The sequence below is a fragment of the Niallia tiangongensis genome (genome assembly GCF_044704065.1).
Lineage (GTDB): Bacteria > Bacillota > Bacilli > Bacillales > Cytobacillaceae > Niallia > Niallia tiangongensis.
Genome location: NZ_CP162613.1, coordinates 1,503,205 through 1,520,372 on the forward strand (window position 1 = coordinate 1,503,205; position 17,168 = coordinate 1,520,372).

Annotated in this window: 12 protein-coding genes and 1 pseudogene; 9 read left to right on the forward strand and 4 right to left on the reverse strand. The window is 35.0% G+C overall.

Annotated elements, in window-relative coordinates:
* The first annotated feature begins 220 nt into the window (after positions 1-220).
* On the forward strand, positions 221-1,111 hold the full coding sequence (locus tag AB3U99_RS07185; RefSeq protein WP_400246625.1) for a cation diffusion facilitator family transporter: 891 nt from the start codon (positions 221-223) through the stop codon (positions 1,109-1,111).
* A 150-nt stretch (positions 1,112-1,261) separates the two neighbouring features.
* Complete coding sequence (locus AB3U99_RS07190; RefSeq protein WP_400246626.1) at positions 1,262-1,897, forward strand: FMN-dependent NADH-azoreductase; 636 nt, start codon at positions 1,262-1,264, stop codon at positions 1,895-1,897.
* A 78-nt stretch (positions 1,898-1,975) separates the two neighbouring features.
* On the opposite strand, the pseudogene AB3U99_RS07195 reads toward AB3U99_RS07190, so the two are convergent.
* Positions 1,976-2,777 (reverse strand): annotated as a pseudogene (locus tag AB3U99_RS07195) (nucleotidyltransferase domain-containing protein).
* Between the two features lie 368 nt (positions 2,778-3,145).
* Between AB3U99_RS07195 and AB3U99_RS07200 the strand changes: the two are divergent.
* Entirely contained in the window at positions 3,146-3,415 is a 270-nt protein-coding gene (locus AB3U99_RS07200) for a sugar phosphate isomerase/epimerase family protein (RefSeq protein WP_400246627.1), read from the forward strand.
* Between the two features lie 67 nt (positions 3,416-3,482).
* Here the strand turns inward: AB3U99_RS07200 and AB3U99_RS07205 are convergent, their stop codons facing one another.
* Positions 3,483-4,316: a dimethylarginine dimethylaminohydrolase family protein gene (locus AB3U99_RS07205; RefSeq protein ID WP_400246628.1), complete on the reverse strand. Its 834-nt coding sequence runs from the start codon at positions 4,314-4,316 to the stop codon at positions 3,483-3,485.
* Between the two features lie 271 nt (positions 4,317-4,587).
* Positions 4,588-7,671 carry an efflux RND transporter permease subunit gene (locus tag AB3U99_RS07210; RefSeq protein ID WP_400246629.1) on the reverse strand — a complete coding sequence of 1,028 codons (3,084 nt, stop codon included), beginning with the start codon at positions 7,669-7,671 and terminating at the stop codon, positions 4,588-4,590.
* A gap of 97 nt (positions 7,672-7,768) precedes the next feature.
* Here AB3U99_RS07210 and AB3U99_RS07215 point away from each other — a divergent pair, with 97 nt between their 5' ends.
* The 5 genes from AB3U99_RS07215 to AB3U99_RS07235 all read left to right on the forward strand — a co-directional run bounded on the left by AB3U99_RS07215 (position 7,769) and on the right by AB3U99_RS07235 (position 15,091).
* Positions 7,769-8,623: a TetR/AcrR family transcriptional regulator gene (locus AB3U99_RS07215; RefSeq protein ID WP_400246630.1), complete on the forward strand. Its 855-nt coding sequence runs from the start codon at positions 7,769-7,771 to the stop codon at positions 8,621-8,623.
* A 299-nt stretch (positions 8,624-8,922) separates the two neighbouring features.
* Entirely contained in the window at positions 8,923-9,522 is a 600-nt protein-coding gene (gene safA, locus AB3U99_RS07220; RefSeq protein ID WP_400246631.1) for a SafA/ExsA family spore coat assembly protein, read from the forward strand.
* Positions 9,523-9,806: 284 nt separating this feature from the next.
* Positions 9,807-11,738, forward strand: a complete 1,932-nt coding sequence (locus AB3U99_RS07225; RefSeq protein ID WP_400246632.1) for a BglG family transcription antiterminator — start codon at positions 9,807-9,809, stop codon at positions 11,736-11,738.
* 248 nt (positions 11,739-11,986) lie between these two features.
* Positions 11,987-13,915 (forward strand): fructose-specific PTS transporter subunit EIIC, encoded by a 1,929-nt coding sequence (locus AB3U99_RS07230; protein ID WP_400246633.1) that lies wholly within the window; start codon positions 11,987-11,989, stop codon positions 13,913-13,915.
* 132 nt (positions 13,916-14,047) lie between these two features.
* Positions 14,048-15,091, forward strand: a complete 1,044-nt coding sequence (locus AB3U99_RS07235) for a threonine aldolase family protein (RefSeq protein ID WP_400246634.1) — start codon at positions 14,048-14,050, stop codon at positions 15,089-15,091.
* Positions 15,092-15,241: 150 nt separating this feature from the next.
* Here AB3U99_RS07235 and AB3U99_RS07240 read toward each other — a convergent pair whose 3' ends face one another.
* Entirely contained in the window at positions 15,242-16,255 is a 1,014-nt protein-coding gene (locus tag AB3U99_RS07240) for a DUF3231 family protein (protein WP_400246635.1), read from the reverse strand.
* 212 nt (positions 16,256-16,467) lie between these two features.
* Between AB3U99_RS07240 and AB3U99_RS07245 the strand changes: the two genes are divergently transcribed.
* On the forward strand, positions 16,468-16,887 hold the full coding sequence (locus AB3U99_RS07245; protein ID WP_400246636.1) for a DUF4181 domain-containing protein: 420 nt from the start codon (positions 16,468-16,470) through the stop codon (positions 16,885-16,887).
* Positions 16,888-17,168 lie beyond the last annotated feature (281 nt).

Consider the following 17,168-nt stretch of genomic DNA (forward strand, 5'->3'; position numbering starts at 1 on the left):
TTAGGCAGTTGAAGTTTGTAAGAATAACGCTAACTGCTATTCCATACTCTCTATTATTAGCACGCATAATCGAATACATTCACAATGAATGGTAAATTATTAATTTGCAAAGAGGCAACTTTTTTTCTCTAGACTCACTGATTTCTTTTCTGCTAAGATAGTTAGGTTGACTTTTTATACATATTGAAATTATTGGAAAAAATAAATGAGGTTGATGAAAATGGGATCTAGAGAATCACTAGCTAAACAAGTGGCATGGATTAGTGTTATTAGTAATATTGTATTAACATTTGGAAAATTAATAGTCGGTTTGTTAGGCAATAGTGACGCTGTTTTTGCTGATGGGATTCACTCTGCGGCAGATGTCTTTGCATCAGTCATTGTTTTAGTAGTCATTCGAATTGCCAATAAACCTGCCGATCAGGAACATCCATATGGCCACGGCAAGGCAGAAATAATTGTATCTGGAATAGTCGGAATGATACTTCTTGGTGTCGCCATTTATTTGGTATATGAAGCTATGATGGGTTTCTTTCATCCGATTACAACACCGAGTATGATTGCAATGTGGGTTGCGGTCATTTCGTATATTACAAAAGTACTATTATATCGATATAGTAAGAAGATTGCGAAAGAACAAAGTAGTAAAGCGATTGAAGCAATTGCTTACGATCATAAGGCAGATATTGTCGCATCAATCGCAGCTGCGATAGGTGTTTTATTGTCTATACTTGGTGAAAAATTAGCGATTGATGCACTGCTTTATGGTGATAAAATTGCGACTATTATCGTCGCTTATTTAATTTTTAAGATTGCGAAGGAAATGGTAAGTGAAGCATTTGATATTTTACTGGAGCGAAATATAGATTTAGAAATTTTAAGGGAATATCGTGAAATTATTGCTTCCTTTACTGAAGTGAAAAGGATTGATCGTTTACGTGCGAGGGAACATGGACATTATATATTAGTCGATCTACGCATTTCTATCGATTATGACAAAACAATTAAGGAAGGACATGATTTATCAAGAAAAATAAAAAAGAAGCTAATGGCAAAACACGACAATATTAACGAAGTGCTAATCCATTTGAATCCCTATTTTAAAGAATAGCAACTAGCGGTGTTTAATGATTTTTATAGTTAATTGTTATTTGAAATGTGACAATATTAGTAACATATGCCTACTTCCATTGAATATAGATTTAATCAGCACTATAGTAAAGGGGAAGATAATAAAGTCTTTCTTAAGGAGCTGAATAAAGTGGAAAAAGTATTATATATTACGGCAAATCCATTTGATGAATCTAAATCATATGGAATGGCAGTTGGTAAAGCGTTTATTGACCAATATAAAGCATCTAATCCGGATGATAAGGTTACACATATTGACCTATATAAAGAATACGTTCCTTCTATTGATGCAGACGTATTCCAAGGATGGGGAAAACTGCAATCTGGAAGTGGGTTTGATCAGCTTTCTGATGAAGAAAAAACAAAGGTTAGTCGCTTGGCAGAACTAAGTGAACAATTTGTTGAAGCAGATAAATATATTTTTGTCACTCCATTATGGAATTTATTATTTCCTCCAGTTATGAAAGCCTATTTAGATTCTGTAGCGGTTGCTGGAAAAGCATTTGAATATACTGCGCAGGGACCAAAGGGACTTCTTGCTGATAAGAAAGCTCTTCATATTCAAGCGAGTGGTGGGATATATTCTCATGGACCATCTGCTGATAAAGAAATGGGACATCGCTATTTAAAGACACTAATGGAATTTTTCGGTATTACTGATTTCCAAGGTTTATTTGTGGAAGGACATGATTTAGTGCCAGAAAAGGCAGAAGAAATTAAAGCGAATGCGATTGCTCGCGCGAAGGATGAAGCGATAACTTTTTAAATAGAAGGAAGACGCAAATATATGAAGGACATTTAAAGAAGTTTTCTATGTAAGCAAACTTCTTTAAATGTCCTTTTTTTAGTTGTTTTTCCATGCTTCATTCAAAGTATTGCGAAAGAGATTATTTAATTGTTCTGTAGGGTCCATTAGATGTTTCTCTAACCCTTTTGCATATGTCTCTAATTGGTTTATCTCTATATCCAAAAACTCATTAATAAGGTTAATTCGTGGTTCGAGTGTTAATTCTTGCCCCGATTTTTTCCTTGCTACTAATGTATCTATCTTTATGCGAAGAACTCCCTTTGGAATAAGTTCGTGTACTAAGGTGTCAAACTCCATAGGAGGAATCGTTTGGAAAATCTGCACCCACTTGGCAGCTAGAACAGGTCGCAATACATAAAAATATTTTTTTTGTTTTCACAGTATCCCCTTGCAGATATTCTCGTAAATTGCCTTTAGCCATATTTACATAATGATAAATAGTAGAAGTAGGAGAAAATATTTCCTTCTCCATTTTTCTCATTTTTTCAATAGTCGAAAAGCGCTGATAGTAAATCTTATTGGAGTGTAACCATTCTAATAAAGGTGGATTGGATTTTCGGAACAGCTTAAGTGCTTTAGTTAGTTCCCAGCCACTCATATCTAATAATGGATCAACTGGAACCGATAATGTATCATGGCTGGGAATCTCAACCACATCTCTTTTCCGATCAATTGATAAGTACCAGTTTGGTTGATGAATATAAATAAATCGAACGTCATAATCACTGTCCTGAGATGGAAACCCCCATGCACGACTTCCTGATTCACAAGCATATAGTACTTTTACGTCCAATTCTTTTTCTGTTTGTTCTATTATTTTTTTGATATGCTTTTCCACTAAAGTACACATCCTAATTATTTTTTTTGTGAAACAATATGGTAGCATTCTTCCATCTTTTTTGTAAAATGATAACGTTTTCTTGTAAAGTAGTAGGTGTAGCCTTTAAGTTAGCTTACAGGAAAATGGGTCGTTTTTAAACTTTAAGCTAAGTTCAAAAGCTGTGTAAAAAAGGGGGAAAGGTAATTGAAGAATATACCAATAGCTGTTCAAATGTATACGTTAAGAAATGAATGGGAAGATGATTTTCGCGGGACTCTCCGCAAGGCTTTCAAGGAGTAGAGCTTGCGGGATATGGCGGGATACCTGTAGAAGAATTAAAGGAATTAAGTCTTGTTTTTGCAGAGCCAGATGTATACTGGCTTTCTATGCGAGAGTATGATCCAGCGAAATGGATTGATACATACAAAGATAGAATAAAGCTTGCCCATTTAAAAGATATGACTAAAGATGAAGAGAAATTCTTTGCTGAAGTTGGGACAGGGTGTATTGATTTCCAACCCATTCTGGAAAAAGGAAATGAAGCAGATATACAATGGTGGATCATCGAACAGGATGCTACAAGAAGAACACCTTTTGAAAGTATTGAAATTAGTTTAAATAATCTAAGAAAAATGCTAGATGAACAGAAAATGTAGTATTCAAAAAATAGCGGGGACGAGGTCTCTGGCCCCACTATTTGATTTTTTCATTTCTGCTGTCATATTATTGTTCTCTAAGTAAAGGCATAGAGCAGCAGCGAAAGGAGCCTCCAGATTTAATTATCTCAGAAAAATCGACTTCAATCACTTCATATCCTCTTTTTTGTAGTTCCTTATTAACGCCCTCATTCATAGGCAAGCTAAATACTTTTTTGTTACCAATGGATAAAACATTAGTACCTAAAGTTTCTTGCTCTTTCACACTTACATGAATTAAATCATATCGTTCTCGTAGCATTCTCTCCTTTTCTTTATGGAATTCTCCAGGAAATATTAACCCCTCTGTAGGAGACAGAACATTGAATACACAATCAAGATGAAGATACGTATCGGTAAAGGGAACAGCGACTACATCATAAGAAGGCAGCAATGTCTGTAAATGACGGATAGCAAATTCATTTGTACGCTGGCTAATGCCAACATAAATGGTATTACCGTCGATTATAACATCTCCACCCTCAATCATATTTCCTTTAATATCTGTGTAAGTAATTTCCTGTTCCTTTAAATAGTCTATTAAAATCTTTTCTTCTCCGCGCCTTACATCTCGGGCCATTTCTGCAACGAAGATTTGGTTACCTAATGTGAAGCCAATATCTCTTGTAAATACTTGCTCATGGTATTTTTCCTCAGGAGTTAGCAGTATCGCTTGTACTCCGTGTTCTTGTAGCTTTTCAACAAATAGTTGATGCTGCTGTTCTGCAAGTTGCCTATCAATATTATTCTTTGCATGTTTTTTTTGAATATCGTTTATAGGAACTTTAATAGCCATATATTCGGGAGAAACTAAGACAACTGCCTTTAATGGATCATATTCATTGGAACAATGTACTTTCATGACAAAATCCTTTCCATTGTAGTATGGAAGTTAGTTTTTCCTGTTTATATTTTTTTATGAAAGAACTTGTGGGATTTGTTTGAAGGGGAAGAACGTTACATTTTGAAGGAGAGGCGTTGGAGGTGGTGTTCATGAAGGAGATGAACACCATAACCAAGGAAAATCCCAAAAAGTAGCATTCATTAGCCCTGATAGAAAGATAAGATAATGAATACAAATACAAAAAAAGCCAGTGAAATAAATTTTCACTGGCTTTTGGTATTCATTATTATTAGCTTTCGTCAATATCCTTACGATTTTTCTTAAACATTTTTGAAAGAACTTCGTATACAATTGGAACAATAACGAGTGTTAATAAAGTAGAACTGATTAAACCACCAATAACCGTAATACCAAGGTCTTTAGAGATTAATCCACTACCACCAGAACCAATTGCTAATGGGATTAATGCACCAATTGTTGCAATTGCTGTCATTAGAATAGGACGAAGACGAGTAGATCCTGCTTCGAGAATCGCTTCACGCATATTCATTCCATCGCGTTCCATATGAATGATGCGGTCTACTAATACAATCGCATTCGTTACAACTATCCCGATTAACATCAATAATCCCATCATAACCGAAACGGAAATGGTTAGACCTGCCAGATATAAGCCTACAAATGAACCAATAACGGCAAACGGTAAACTAAATAGGATCGAGAATGGGGCAACTCCTTCTCGGAATGTTACAACAAGAATGAAGTATACAATTGCAACAGCTGCAATCATTGCTACACCTAATTGCGTAAATGTTTCATTCATATCTGCTGCTACACCAGCAACATCTATTGTAACGCCTTTTGGTAAGTCAATTTTATCGATTTTTTTATCCACTTCACTTGTTACTTTGGAAACATCATCACCAAGAATTTTTCCTGATACAGTTGCGTAATACTCTCCTTTACTGCGGGAAAGTGTATTTAAGGTAGTTCCTTCTTCCACTTCAACAAGTTCCGAAAGTGGCATCGTATTTCCTAATGCAGTTGGAATTTCCGTGTCTAGCATATCGTCAATTGATTTAGGTTGTGCTGATTTTTCTTGCTGAACGATTACATCTAACGCTTCACCATCTTTTTCAATGGTTGTGATAACATCTTTTGTATTATCTGGGCTTAGCAACATTAGAAGCTGACCTGCTGTTAAACCATACTGCAATAATTCATCTTGATCTACGTTAAATGTATATTCTACATATGCATCTTCGGCAGTGGTCGAAACATCCTCCAATTTGTCGTTCTCTGTTAAAATGTCTTCGGCTTTGTTAACAGCTTCTTTAAGCTTATCTAAATCTTCGCTATAGAATGTATAGCTTACTTCATTTGTTGACATTCCCATTGATGAGAAGTCTTGGGTTTTCCATTCGCCAGACTGACCAATATTTGTAATGTATTCTTCAATTTCATCACGAACTTCTGGGAAGTTCTTCATATCTTCATCAAAGATTAGGTACATAAGTGCACCGCCAGCTCCCATGCCCATCATGGCGCTTTGTGCATCAGCTGTATCATTGATAGATAGTTGAACAATATCAATATCTTTGCGATCAAGCATTTTTTCTTCTACTTCTGTAACGTTCTTTAATGTTTCATCCTTTAATTCACCAGTTTCTGGTGTATAGGTGATATACATTGTTTTTTCTTCTTCACTTCCTAAGAAGCTAAAGCCGATTAAAGGAGTAAGCGCAACACTTCCAGCTAATAACACGACAGCAATAAGGGAAGTGATGATTTTATGGTTAAGAGCTTTTTCAAGAATGCCCTTATACCAATTCGCCAATTTGCCGGCTTCTTTATGATTGCTTTCTACTTTTTCTCCATATAATTTCTTCTTGAATAAGAAATGAGAAAGAGCAGGTACAATAGTGATTGCAACTAGTAAGGATGCGCCAAGTGAGAATGCCATTGTTAAAGCGAAAGGACGGAATAATTCTCCAACCATTCCACCGACGAACATTAATGGTGCAAATACCGCAACCGTTACTAATGTAGAAGAAAGGATTGGTTTAAACATTTCAATCGTTGCTTCTCTAATTAACGCACGACCTGTTAATTTTTCTTCTTTAAGATGTAGGCGTCTATAGATATTCTCAACAACAACAATGGAGTCATCAATTACCCGCCCAATAGCAACCGTGATAGCACCTAGGGTCATTATATTTAAAGTAATATCCATCCAGTTTAATAGCAACATTGCCATGAAAATAGATACTGGAATGGAAATAATGGAAATAATCGTTGATTTAAAATCACGTAAGAATAGCAAAATGATTAATATGGCAATTAAACAACCAAATACTGCTTTTTCAATCATTGTAAATACTGATTTTTCAATTGGAGCTCCTTGGTCAAGAGAAACATCAATCACTAAACCATCGATATTTTTTTGTTCGTCTTCCATTAAATCTTTAACACTGTTAACGACATCAACTGTGTTAGCTTGCTGTCCTTTCACTATTTGAATAGCAATTGCGTCTTCTCCATTAGTACGAGAGACAGATTCTACTTTCCCAACCACTTCAATTTTAGCAATATCGCTAAGCTTGACGAACGGGGACGGATTTTGTTCCGATGGAGTTACAGGGATAAGCATATCCTTTAGCTCTTTTTCTGTCATGAACTTGCCATCGATTGCAACTGCTTGTTCGCCTTCTTCAAACTCATAAAGTCCTAAGGAAACAGCCAAGTTGCTTGCTTGGATCATATTTTTTACTGTATCTTCCGTTAAATCTAATTGTGCCATTTTTTCTTTATTGTATGTTAAATCTACTTCTTCAATATGTTGTCCAGTGATGGTTGCAGAAGCAACACCATCAATCTTTTCAATCTTTGGAAGGATAATCTCTTCAACAGTTGATGTTAATTCCGTAATATCTTCTTCAGTGCTGCTGACACTTAACGCTACAACTGGCATCATATTCATACTGATTGCTGTGACTGTAGGTTCCTGTGCATCATCAGGCAAGGTGATATTATCTAAAGCAGATTGTAAAGCTCGTTTTGCTTCATCCATATCTGTGCCATATTCGTACTCTAATTGGACATTTGCCATGTTCGAATAAGAATTTGAATAAACCGCTTTTACATCTTCGAGATTTTCTACTATTTTTTCTATTGGCATGGAAACCTCTTCCATTACCTTCTCCGGAGTAGCTCCCGGATAAACATCCATTACCGTTAAGTAAGGAATGGAAATATTCGGTATTGTCTCCATATTCATTCTTGTACCAGAATAGATACCTGATACAGTGATAATAATGGTTAGAAGCCAAACCGCAAGCTTGTTACCTAACACAAAATTTACTAAACCTTTCATAATACACCTTCCCTTTATTGACTAATCTAACTCATTTACCTATAATAAATGACTAAGTGGTCATATGTCAAACGATAGTTCATAGGAGTGGATGAGCATGACAAAAAAACAGCTGATTATGGAAAAATCAATTGAGTTATTTGCAAAACAAGGATTTGCAGCTACCTCCGTTCAACAGATAACCGAGCATTGTGGCATATCAAAAGGTGCCTTTTATTTATCCTTTAAGTCTAAGGATGAACTAATCATGGCATTAGTCGATTATTTTATGGAACAATTCATCGCAAAACTTGACTATACAGTCAATCATGAAGAGGATATACTTTACCATTTTTATTATGAAATCTTTTTTACTTTTAAGGAAAATTCCAGTTTTGCTATGTTGTTTATTAAAGAGCAAGCGCTTTCGTTTAACGAAGAATTTATCAATAAATTCACTTATTATGACCATTTACTTGAAAAAACAATCGAGCGGATGATTGAAAAAGTATATGATCAGTCCATACAGCAATTGAAATTTGATTTAGTATTTAGTATTAAGGGTTTTCTAAATACTTATACGCATATTGTTTTAAGTCATCATGAATTGATTGATTTTGATTTACATATGCTTGCAGAATCTCTAGTGGAGAAAACAGATATTCTTGCTGCCCATACGAAATCGCCATTTTTTACAGAAAATTTATATCAAATGCTGCATCAGTCCCTGTCGGAAGAAGCAGCAACTTCAAAAAATGAGCTAAAACAGCTTTTAAAAGAGAAAATAGAAGACGTGAATGATGTTTATGTGAAAGATTCTCTTGTTTTACTTCGTGAGGAGTTAGAAGAGAAAACGCTAAGTTCAGTTTTATTGAAAGGGTTAATTGAAAACATTCGCCATCATCGAGATTGTGTATGGCTATCTTATTTATTATTCAACTATTTTAAAATTGATAGAGCTCAAGATAAATAACATAGTAATAGCTATTACGTGTAAGAATCGATAAACAATCGGATTATTTAATTGGCTGGGACATAAGTATTTCAGCCAAAGAAAAAGCCAAACAATCACTCAGAAGCTTGATATGCTCCCAATAAAGTAGACAGATGAAATTGTAAAACATCTGTCTTCTTTATTGGGGGCTTTTTCATTGCGAAAAATGTTTGCTCAGCGCAAGTTAAAAAAAGTGGAAAAAATCAAAAAATCATAGAAAGAAAGGATAAGAACAAAATTTTGTGCACAACTTATTATTCAGAAGGAGGTGAAAGAAAATGAAAAAAATAACGGCAATATTTAGTTTGTTTTTATGTTTAGTTACACTCCCAACGATGGTACTCGCTGATACATATACAGTAAAAAGCGGAGATTCGATGTGGAAAATTGCTGTGAAATATCAAATTGGCTTACGGGAGATTATTGCTGCTAACCCGCAGATTTCAAACCCAAGCTTGATTTATCCGAATCAAAAATTAACGATTCCCAATATCGATTCTATCAAAACAGTAGAACGTGAAGTAATTAAACTTTGTAATATTGAGCGGCAAAAAAATGGACTTCCTGCATTAACGGAAAACTGGGAATTATCACGAGTAGCTCGAGACAAATCAATGGATATGGCACAAAAGAAATATTTCAGCCATACAAGTCCAACCTACGGATCACCATTTGATATGATGAAAGCATACGGAATCAGCTACAAATCAGCTGGGGAAAATATTGCTCAAGGACAAACAAGTGCACAAGCAGTCGTACAGGCATGGATGAACTCAAGCGGTCACCGAGCAAATATCTTAAGCAAAAGTTTTACACAAATAGGAGTAGGCTATTACCAAAATGGAAACTATTGGACACAGATGTTTATAGCGAAATAAATATTCAAAGAAGGGATTACTGCTTAAGATTTTTAAGTTGTATCCCTTTTTTTCTATTTAATAAGAAGTTTTGTTTCATCTCTACTAGAAGATAGTCAGGTATCTAGTGCGAAATGAACAGATAACATCAATCAGTAAGAAAAATGCCTATCCATCTAGTGAAAAATAAAATTGTATTCGTCTATCGAATAGGCTACACTTTTTATTGATGAATAAAGGCTGTTGTCGAAAGGATTGTTGTTTTCACATAGCAAAAATCGTTACGACACAGCCTAAAAAAGTAGGTGTTTTACTTGAATGATAGACAAAAAGCTCTACTTCAAACATTACTTTCCAATAAAGGGAATACTTGGAATATAGTAGATCTTTCTGAACGATTAGCCTGTTCAGAAAAAACAGTCCGTAATGATTTAAATAAAATGGAGCAATTATTAAATAAATTCCCAAGTGCAAAGCTTAAACGACAGCCTGGTATTGGTATTACGCTTGAAATAAGTAGGGAAGACAGCTCTGCACTTCTTCAACGACAATTTTTCCATAACCATAATGCGATGGAAGAGCGAATGATTGAGATTGCCTATTTATTACTTGTTTCAGAAAATCCGGTTACGTTACAGAGTCTAGCCCAACGTTATTATGTTCCGAAATCTACGATAAAAAAAGAGATGGAATTTATTGAAAAGTGGTTAGCTGATTATGAATTAAAACTAATATCAAAGCCTCGACTTGGAAATCTACTTCAAGGTACTGAACTGCAGAGGAGGAATGCTTTAGCACATTTATCACAGTTGATATCTTCTGTCTCCATTGAGAAAAATTATGTACTTGATTTGTTTTTACCATACGAAATCACAACTGTGACAAGAGCATTACATAAATTGCAGAATCAATTTGAAATCAAATTCATGGACGAGACATTTGATAGTCTAGTTGTGCATGCGCTTATTATGGTGAAGCGAACAAGACAAAAATCACCAATTGCCGTAATAGAGCAAGAAAAAGCTTATGTAGCATCCTATAAAGAATTTGAATATGCTGCATTGTTTTTTAAGCAATTAGAAGAGTCTTTCTCTATGAAATTTCCAGATAATGAACGCATCTATTTTACTTGGCATTTAATTAGTGGAAAAAGGGTAGGCGATGGGGAAGAGCACGTCTATTTTCAAGATACAGTATTGCTTAGCATCATTCATGATATAACGAAAAGGTTAGATGAATTAACTGCCTACCCATTTGAAAAGGATTCCATTCTTACTAAAGGGCTTGCCGTTCACATGTATTCTGTCATTAACCGCTTGAAATATGGTTTCCCTATCAGCAATCCTCTTTTATCGGACATTAAGAAAATGTATCCATATATGTTTAATATGGTTATTTTTGCTTTAGAAGAGGTTAATAGTGCTTATGATTTAGATGTACATGAAGATGAAGCTGCTTTTCTAGTGCTTCATTTTCAAGCGTCTATTGAGAGATTAGAAGGAAGTAGGGGGAAAAAGAAAAATTCTTTAATTGTTTGTCACTTAGGAGTGGGTATTTCTCATTTATTAGAGGCGAAAATTAAACAGCACTATTCGGACATTCATATTTTGGCTTGTATCGGAAAAGCTTCCATCGATGAATTCTTAAAAAAAAATAAGGTGGATTTTATTATTTCAACCGTTTCTCTTGACGAAATTCCGATTCCGTATGTTGTAATTTCTCCTCTCTTGGAAGGAAAGGATAAGGAAAAGTTAAATCAATTTGTTCAAAAGATCGAAGAAACGAAAGAAAACAGTAGTGAAGATAGTAAACAGCTGTCTAAATTGGTTCGTGGTGACTTGGTGCATCTTGGAATAGAAGTAGAGCATCCATATGAAGTTATTGAAATGTTAGGAAACACCTTATATCAAAAGGGCTTAATTCAGAAGGAATTCATTCATAGTGCGCTTAATAGGGAACGAAAGTCAGCTACAGCAATTGGTGGGAATATTGCTATTCCTCATGGAAATCCAGATATGGTTATTCAGTCTGCAATTGCAGTTGCTATATTAAGAGAGCCGATACTGTGGGGGAATGATTATGTTTCGGTCATATTTTTATTAGCTATTTCAAAAGGCGATCAAAATCTTAATCGCGCTGTAGTTGGCCAAATTGCATCCTATAGCGAAAATCTCGAATTTACAAGTGGAATAACAAAACTTTCGGATATTAAAGGTGTGCTTGATTTTATAAAATAGTAAATGTTTCACGTTTGGTGTTAGGGTTTGTTGTGTGTAGTTCTTCCTATTTCTATTCCTTACGGCACCCATGATAACAGAATTGCGTTTAATTAAACTAAATGTTTTCCATCTAAATTCCTTTCCAATAATTAATTTTTACCACAAGTCTGGTAAAAATTAAGATTATTGGAAAGGGGACATGGGTTTATAATCAAAATGTAAGCAATTACATGATGCGCATGAATAGGATTTAGGAGGAATAGAACATGAAGATTTTAGCGATTACAGCTTGTCCAGTTGGTATTGCTCATACATATATGGCTGCAGAAAATCTGCAAAAGGCTGGAGAAGAATTAGGCGTTGATATGAAAGTAGAAACACAAGGCTCCATTGGTGTTGAAAATGCTTTGACAGATCAAGATATCAGAGAAGCGGATGGCATTATTATTGCAGCGGATAAAGAAGTTTCTAAAGACCGTTTTATTGGGAAAAAAGTAATTATTACGGGCGTAAAAGAAGGGATTCGCAACCCGCATGAATTAATCAAAAGGATTCAAAATGGCGATGCACCAGTATATCGGGCGGAATTAAAATCAGCAGATGAAATCAAGGGACAACGTAAACAAAAAGAAAATCCGATATATAAACATTTAATGAATGGTGTATCCTATATGGTTCCGTTTATTGTTGTAGGAGGATTGCTGATCGCACTTGCTCTTACACTTGGCGGGGAACAGACACCTGGTGGAATTGTCATACCAGAAGATTCAATTTGGAAGCAGATTGAAAGTCTTGGTGGAACAGCCTTTATGTTTATGGTACCAATTCTAGCTGGATTTATTGCTGTTAGTATTGCAGACCGTCCAGGACTTGTACCAGGTATGATTGGGGGTTATATTGCAGCAAATGGCAGTTTTTATGGTAGTGAAGCTGGTGCAGGATTTATCGGCGGAATTATTGCTGGTTTCTTAGCAGGTTATATTGCATTAGGTATTAAAAAGATAAAAGTACCAAAAGCACTTCTACCAGTTATGCCAATTATTTTTATTCCAATCGTATCATCTGTTATTGTTGGACTATTATTTATTTTTGTTATAGGTGCTCCAGTAGCACAGGTTTTTGAAGGTTTAACTAGTATGCTTGCAGGAATGCAAGGAGCAAGTTCGATTTTATTAGCACTTATTCTAGGGGCAATGATCGCAGTAGATATGGGTGGTCCATTTAACAAAGTTGCTTTCTTATTTGGTTCTGCTATGATTGCAGAAGGAAATTATGACATTATGGGACCTATTGCAGTAGCAATCTGTATTCCACCAATTGGAATGGGTCTAGCTACATTTATTAATAAGAAAAAATACCTTCCGAATGAACGGGAAGCAGGTAAGGCATCTTTTACAATGGGACTGTTTGGTATAACAGAAGGAGCCATTCCGTTCGCGGCTCAAGATCCATTACGTGTAATTCCAAGTATTATGGCTGGTTCGATGGTTGGTGCTGTTATTGCGATGCTTGGAAATGTAGGGAATAAAGTAGCACATGGTGGTCCAATTGTTGCAGTATTAGGTGCAGTAGATAATGTAGCAATGTTCTTTATCGCAGCATTAGCTGGTGTTTTAGTAACAGCTTTTATGGTTAATGCATTGAAAAAAGAAGTGGCGGTTGATCTTCCTGTTAGTAAAGGGATGGAGAAAAGAGAAGTTGCGGCAACGATAGAAGAAACAAAAGAACCGATTGAAATAACCAAATTAACAGATATCGTAAGTGAAGATTTAATAACAACAAATTTAGTTGCAGAAACACAAGATGAAGTAATAGATGAGCTAATTCAAAAATTTGAAGATGCAGGAATCTTACATTCGAAGGAAGAGTACAAAAAGGCTATATTAGAGCGGGAAGCACAAAGCTCTACTGGATTAGGAATGAATATTGCGCTTCCTCATGGTAAGTCAAATGCAGTAAAACGCCCAGCAGTTGCCTTTGGTATTAAGCGGAATGGTGTAGACTGGAATAGTTTAGATGGGACAGATGCAAAATTAATCTTTATGATCGCTGTGCCAGAACAAAGCGCGGGAGACGCTCATTTGAAAATTTTACAAATGCTATCACGCAAATTAATGGATGAGAGTTATAGAGAAAAATTGCTTAAGGTAGGTTCTAAATCAGATGCAATTATTCTATTAGATGAAGTTCAATAATCGATAAAAAGTGTCAAACACTAAAGGAATATTTTCCAGGGTGTTTGGCACTTTTTAAATTACAAGTAAAACATTTCGTGACAAGAAGAATCTTTTTATGAGAAAATACTTTTAAAAAAGGAGGTTATGTCCATGTATAGTTTTAACAATGATTATAGTGAAGGGGCACATCCAAGAATTCTCCAAGCATTGGTAGAATCCAATTTACAACAAGAAATAGGGTATGGACAGGATTCCTTTACAAACAAAGCGGTGGAAGTTTTAAAAGAGAAAATGAATAGCGATGAGGTAGATGTTCATCTCTTAGTCGGTGGAACGCAAACAAATCTAATTGCAATCTCTGCCTTTTTAAGACCACATGAAGCAGCAATTGCAGCTTCCACTGGACATATTTTTGTCCACGAAACAGGAGCCATTGAAGCAACTGGACATAAAGTTATAACGGTTGATTCGGAAAATGGCAAGCTAACACCAGACTTGCTGCAAAATGTACTGGATGAGCATACAGATGAACATATGGTTAAGCCAAAGCTAGTATACATATCTAATTCAACAGAAATTGGAACCATTTATTCCAAACAAGAACTCGAACTATTAAGTGCATTTTGTCAAAAAAACAATTTGATTTTTTATATGGATGGAGCACGATTAGGATCTGCTCTATGTGCAAAGGACAATGATCTTCGTTTAAGTGATTTTCCAAAATTATTAGATGCCTTTTATATCGGTGGAACGAAAAACGGAGCATTAATGGGAGAAGCACTTGTGATAAAGAATGATTCCTTGAAGGAAGATTTTCGCTATCATATAAAGCAAAAGGGAGCAATGCTAGCTAAAGGAAGAGTGCTAGGAATCCAATTTTACGAACTATTTAAAGACAATCTTTTCTTCGAATTAGCGGAGCATGCTAATAAGATGGCGGAAAAATTACAAGTTGCATTGGAAGAGCAGGGATATTCTTTTTTAACGGATTCTTCCACAAATCAAGTATTTCCAATTGTTTCTACTAAGACAATTGCAGAATTACAAGAGAATTATCAATTCAATATTTGGCAAAAAATTGATAGCGAACATTCTGCGATTCGCCTTGTTACGTCATGGGCTACAAAAGAAGAAGAAGTGGATACTTTTATTACGAAAATGAAAATAAAGCTTGTTAAAAAATCAATAAGTTAGTTTATCTATGGCATACCGTTAAGAGAAATCGGTATGCCATATGTTTGTCCAGACAAAAAATAAGATTATGATCCAAAAATCAAATATATGATCCAAAAGCAAAGGGATATGATCCAAAACACAAATAGATGAAAACCCATCTCTAAATAACTATTTCCCCGATAATCCCTTTCGATCTATTGCTTCTGGCTGTTTCTCCATCCATCCATACTTAACCAAAAGTTTATAGCAAAATGCGCCTGCCTGCATGGCGTGGTTAAATACACTTTTATAATTGAGAATAATATCTGTTCTTAAGCTCGAACCAATGGCTGCTCCATAATACGAAAGAGCTGCATTTACTAATAATGCCGCATGAAACATCATTAATTTATCGGAAAAAGGGCTAATCGTGGAATCGGTAATTTCTGCATCCCATCTCTTGGGAATAGGTAAATTATCTTTTTGAAGTATTTCATCAAAGCTGTCTGCATCTTTCCCAGCTAATTTCACATTTTTTAACATGAAATTTCTTACTTCTTCTTTTTCCGCAACTTGACTAAAGGCAAGACTTAAAGAACGAACAAAGCCTGTTTTCTTCGAATTGAAGTGAAGATTGCTTATTTCAGACATATTTAGCGGTCTTTTGTCTCCAATTAAACTAGAAATAAAGCCTGTTGATTCAACAAATTCTACTTCATGTGGAGACGGAATGGTTGGAACACTAGAGAACTCTGGGTGAGTTTTAGCTAACTTGACGATCTTTTGGAACAATTCTTTTGATGTTACTGTACATTCAAAAAAATGATTTTGGACATCCTCTCGCTCTGCGTTTGTAATAGCTAATGTATAAGCAGAAATACCATGCATCGTCATCATTTTTGAATAAAATAGCAAAAATGAATCCGAAAATAGCCTTGAAGCATTAAGGTTTACATCATCTTCTGTAAATCCCTTCGGAAGCTTGAAGTTTGCTTTTGTAAAGAAATCTGTAATTTTAATAAGGTGGCTTTCAGCTAATCGTAACGAATAGACTAAAATAGATTTTATGTCTTCATTTTCCACTATTTTAAGAAAATATTTATACATACATACTGCCATACTATCCCCCATATACTGAAGCCAAAGTGCAGATACCTCGGCAGCGGTTAAGGTTGTCTTCTGTGTTTTCTCGCTACGCTTCAAAAGAAAAACCTCCAATTAAGCTAAGTTTACGTTTTGTAGTAGATTCTAAACTAATTTTAGTATGGCAATTATAAGCAAATTTATCCTATTTGAATATGTAGTCCAAAAGAGATATAGCGTAGAAATAAGGACTTAGACGTTTAATCGATGGAACTATTTAACTTTTAATTCGTATGTAGTTATATAAAGAAACGGAGAAAGGAAGACGAGCTATGTTCGGATTGGAAGGTATTTTTTGGTTAAAATTATTGATATTATTATTTGTCTTTCTTATTGCTAGTAATATATTTGATCTAGTTGCTAGAAAAATATTGAAATTAGAAAGGCGAAAATTTTTTTCTTATAACCATATAAATAAAGTACACGAACGAATCGATTGGGGTATAAGAATTGCTTTCATGTTTATCTTATTTACTGCCTTTGTAATAAATTATGCCTATAATCTGTGGTATTTACAGCCTTATTTTGTATTGCTTCTTTTCATTACTATTTCAGGACTTACACGTGCCCTAATAGAATTGAAGTATTTGGAGAATCGCAAGGAAGCGTTATTTACCATTCTGCAACTTGGTTTTCTGCTCCTATTGTTTAGTGGATTTGTGTGGTTAGCAACAACATCGTGGCTTGGATAAAACAATGGTTTAGTATGCAGGAAAGCATTTGTCATAATATCTGACAGTGTTTTCCTATTTTTTTTGGAGTGTTTGTTGACGATGAATCAATAGCTATGCTATGTATTATCGGAAGGTTCAGAAATGCCCCATGGAAAGCGAAGTGTATTTTAGACTGCGGGTATTAGCAACAGACTTTTTGAAACCTTCTTTCTAAAACGACAAAACACGAATAATAATGCGTCTACATTGCATAGATATTCGTGGTTATTACTAATTGAAATGCTTATGTCCCAGCCTCT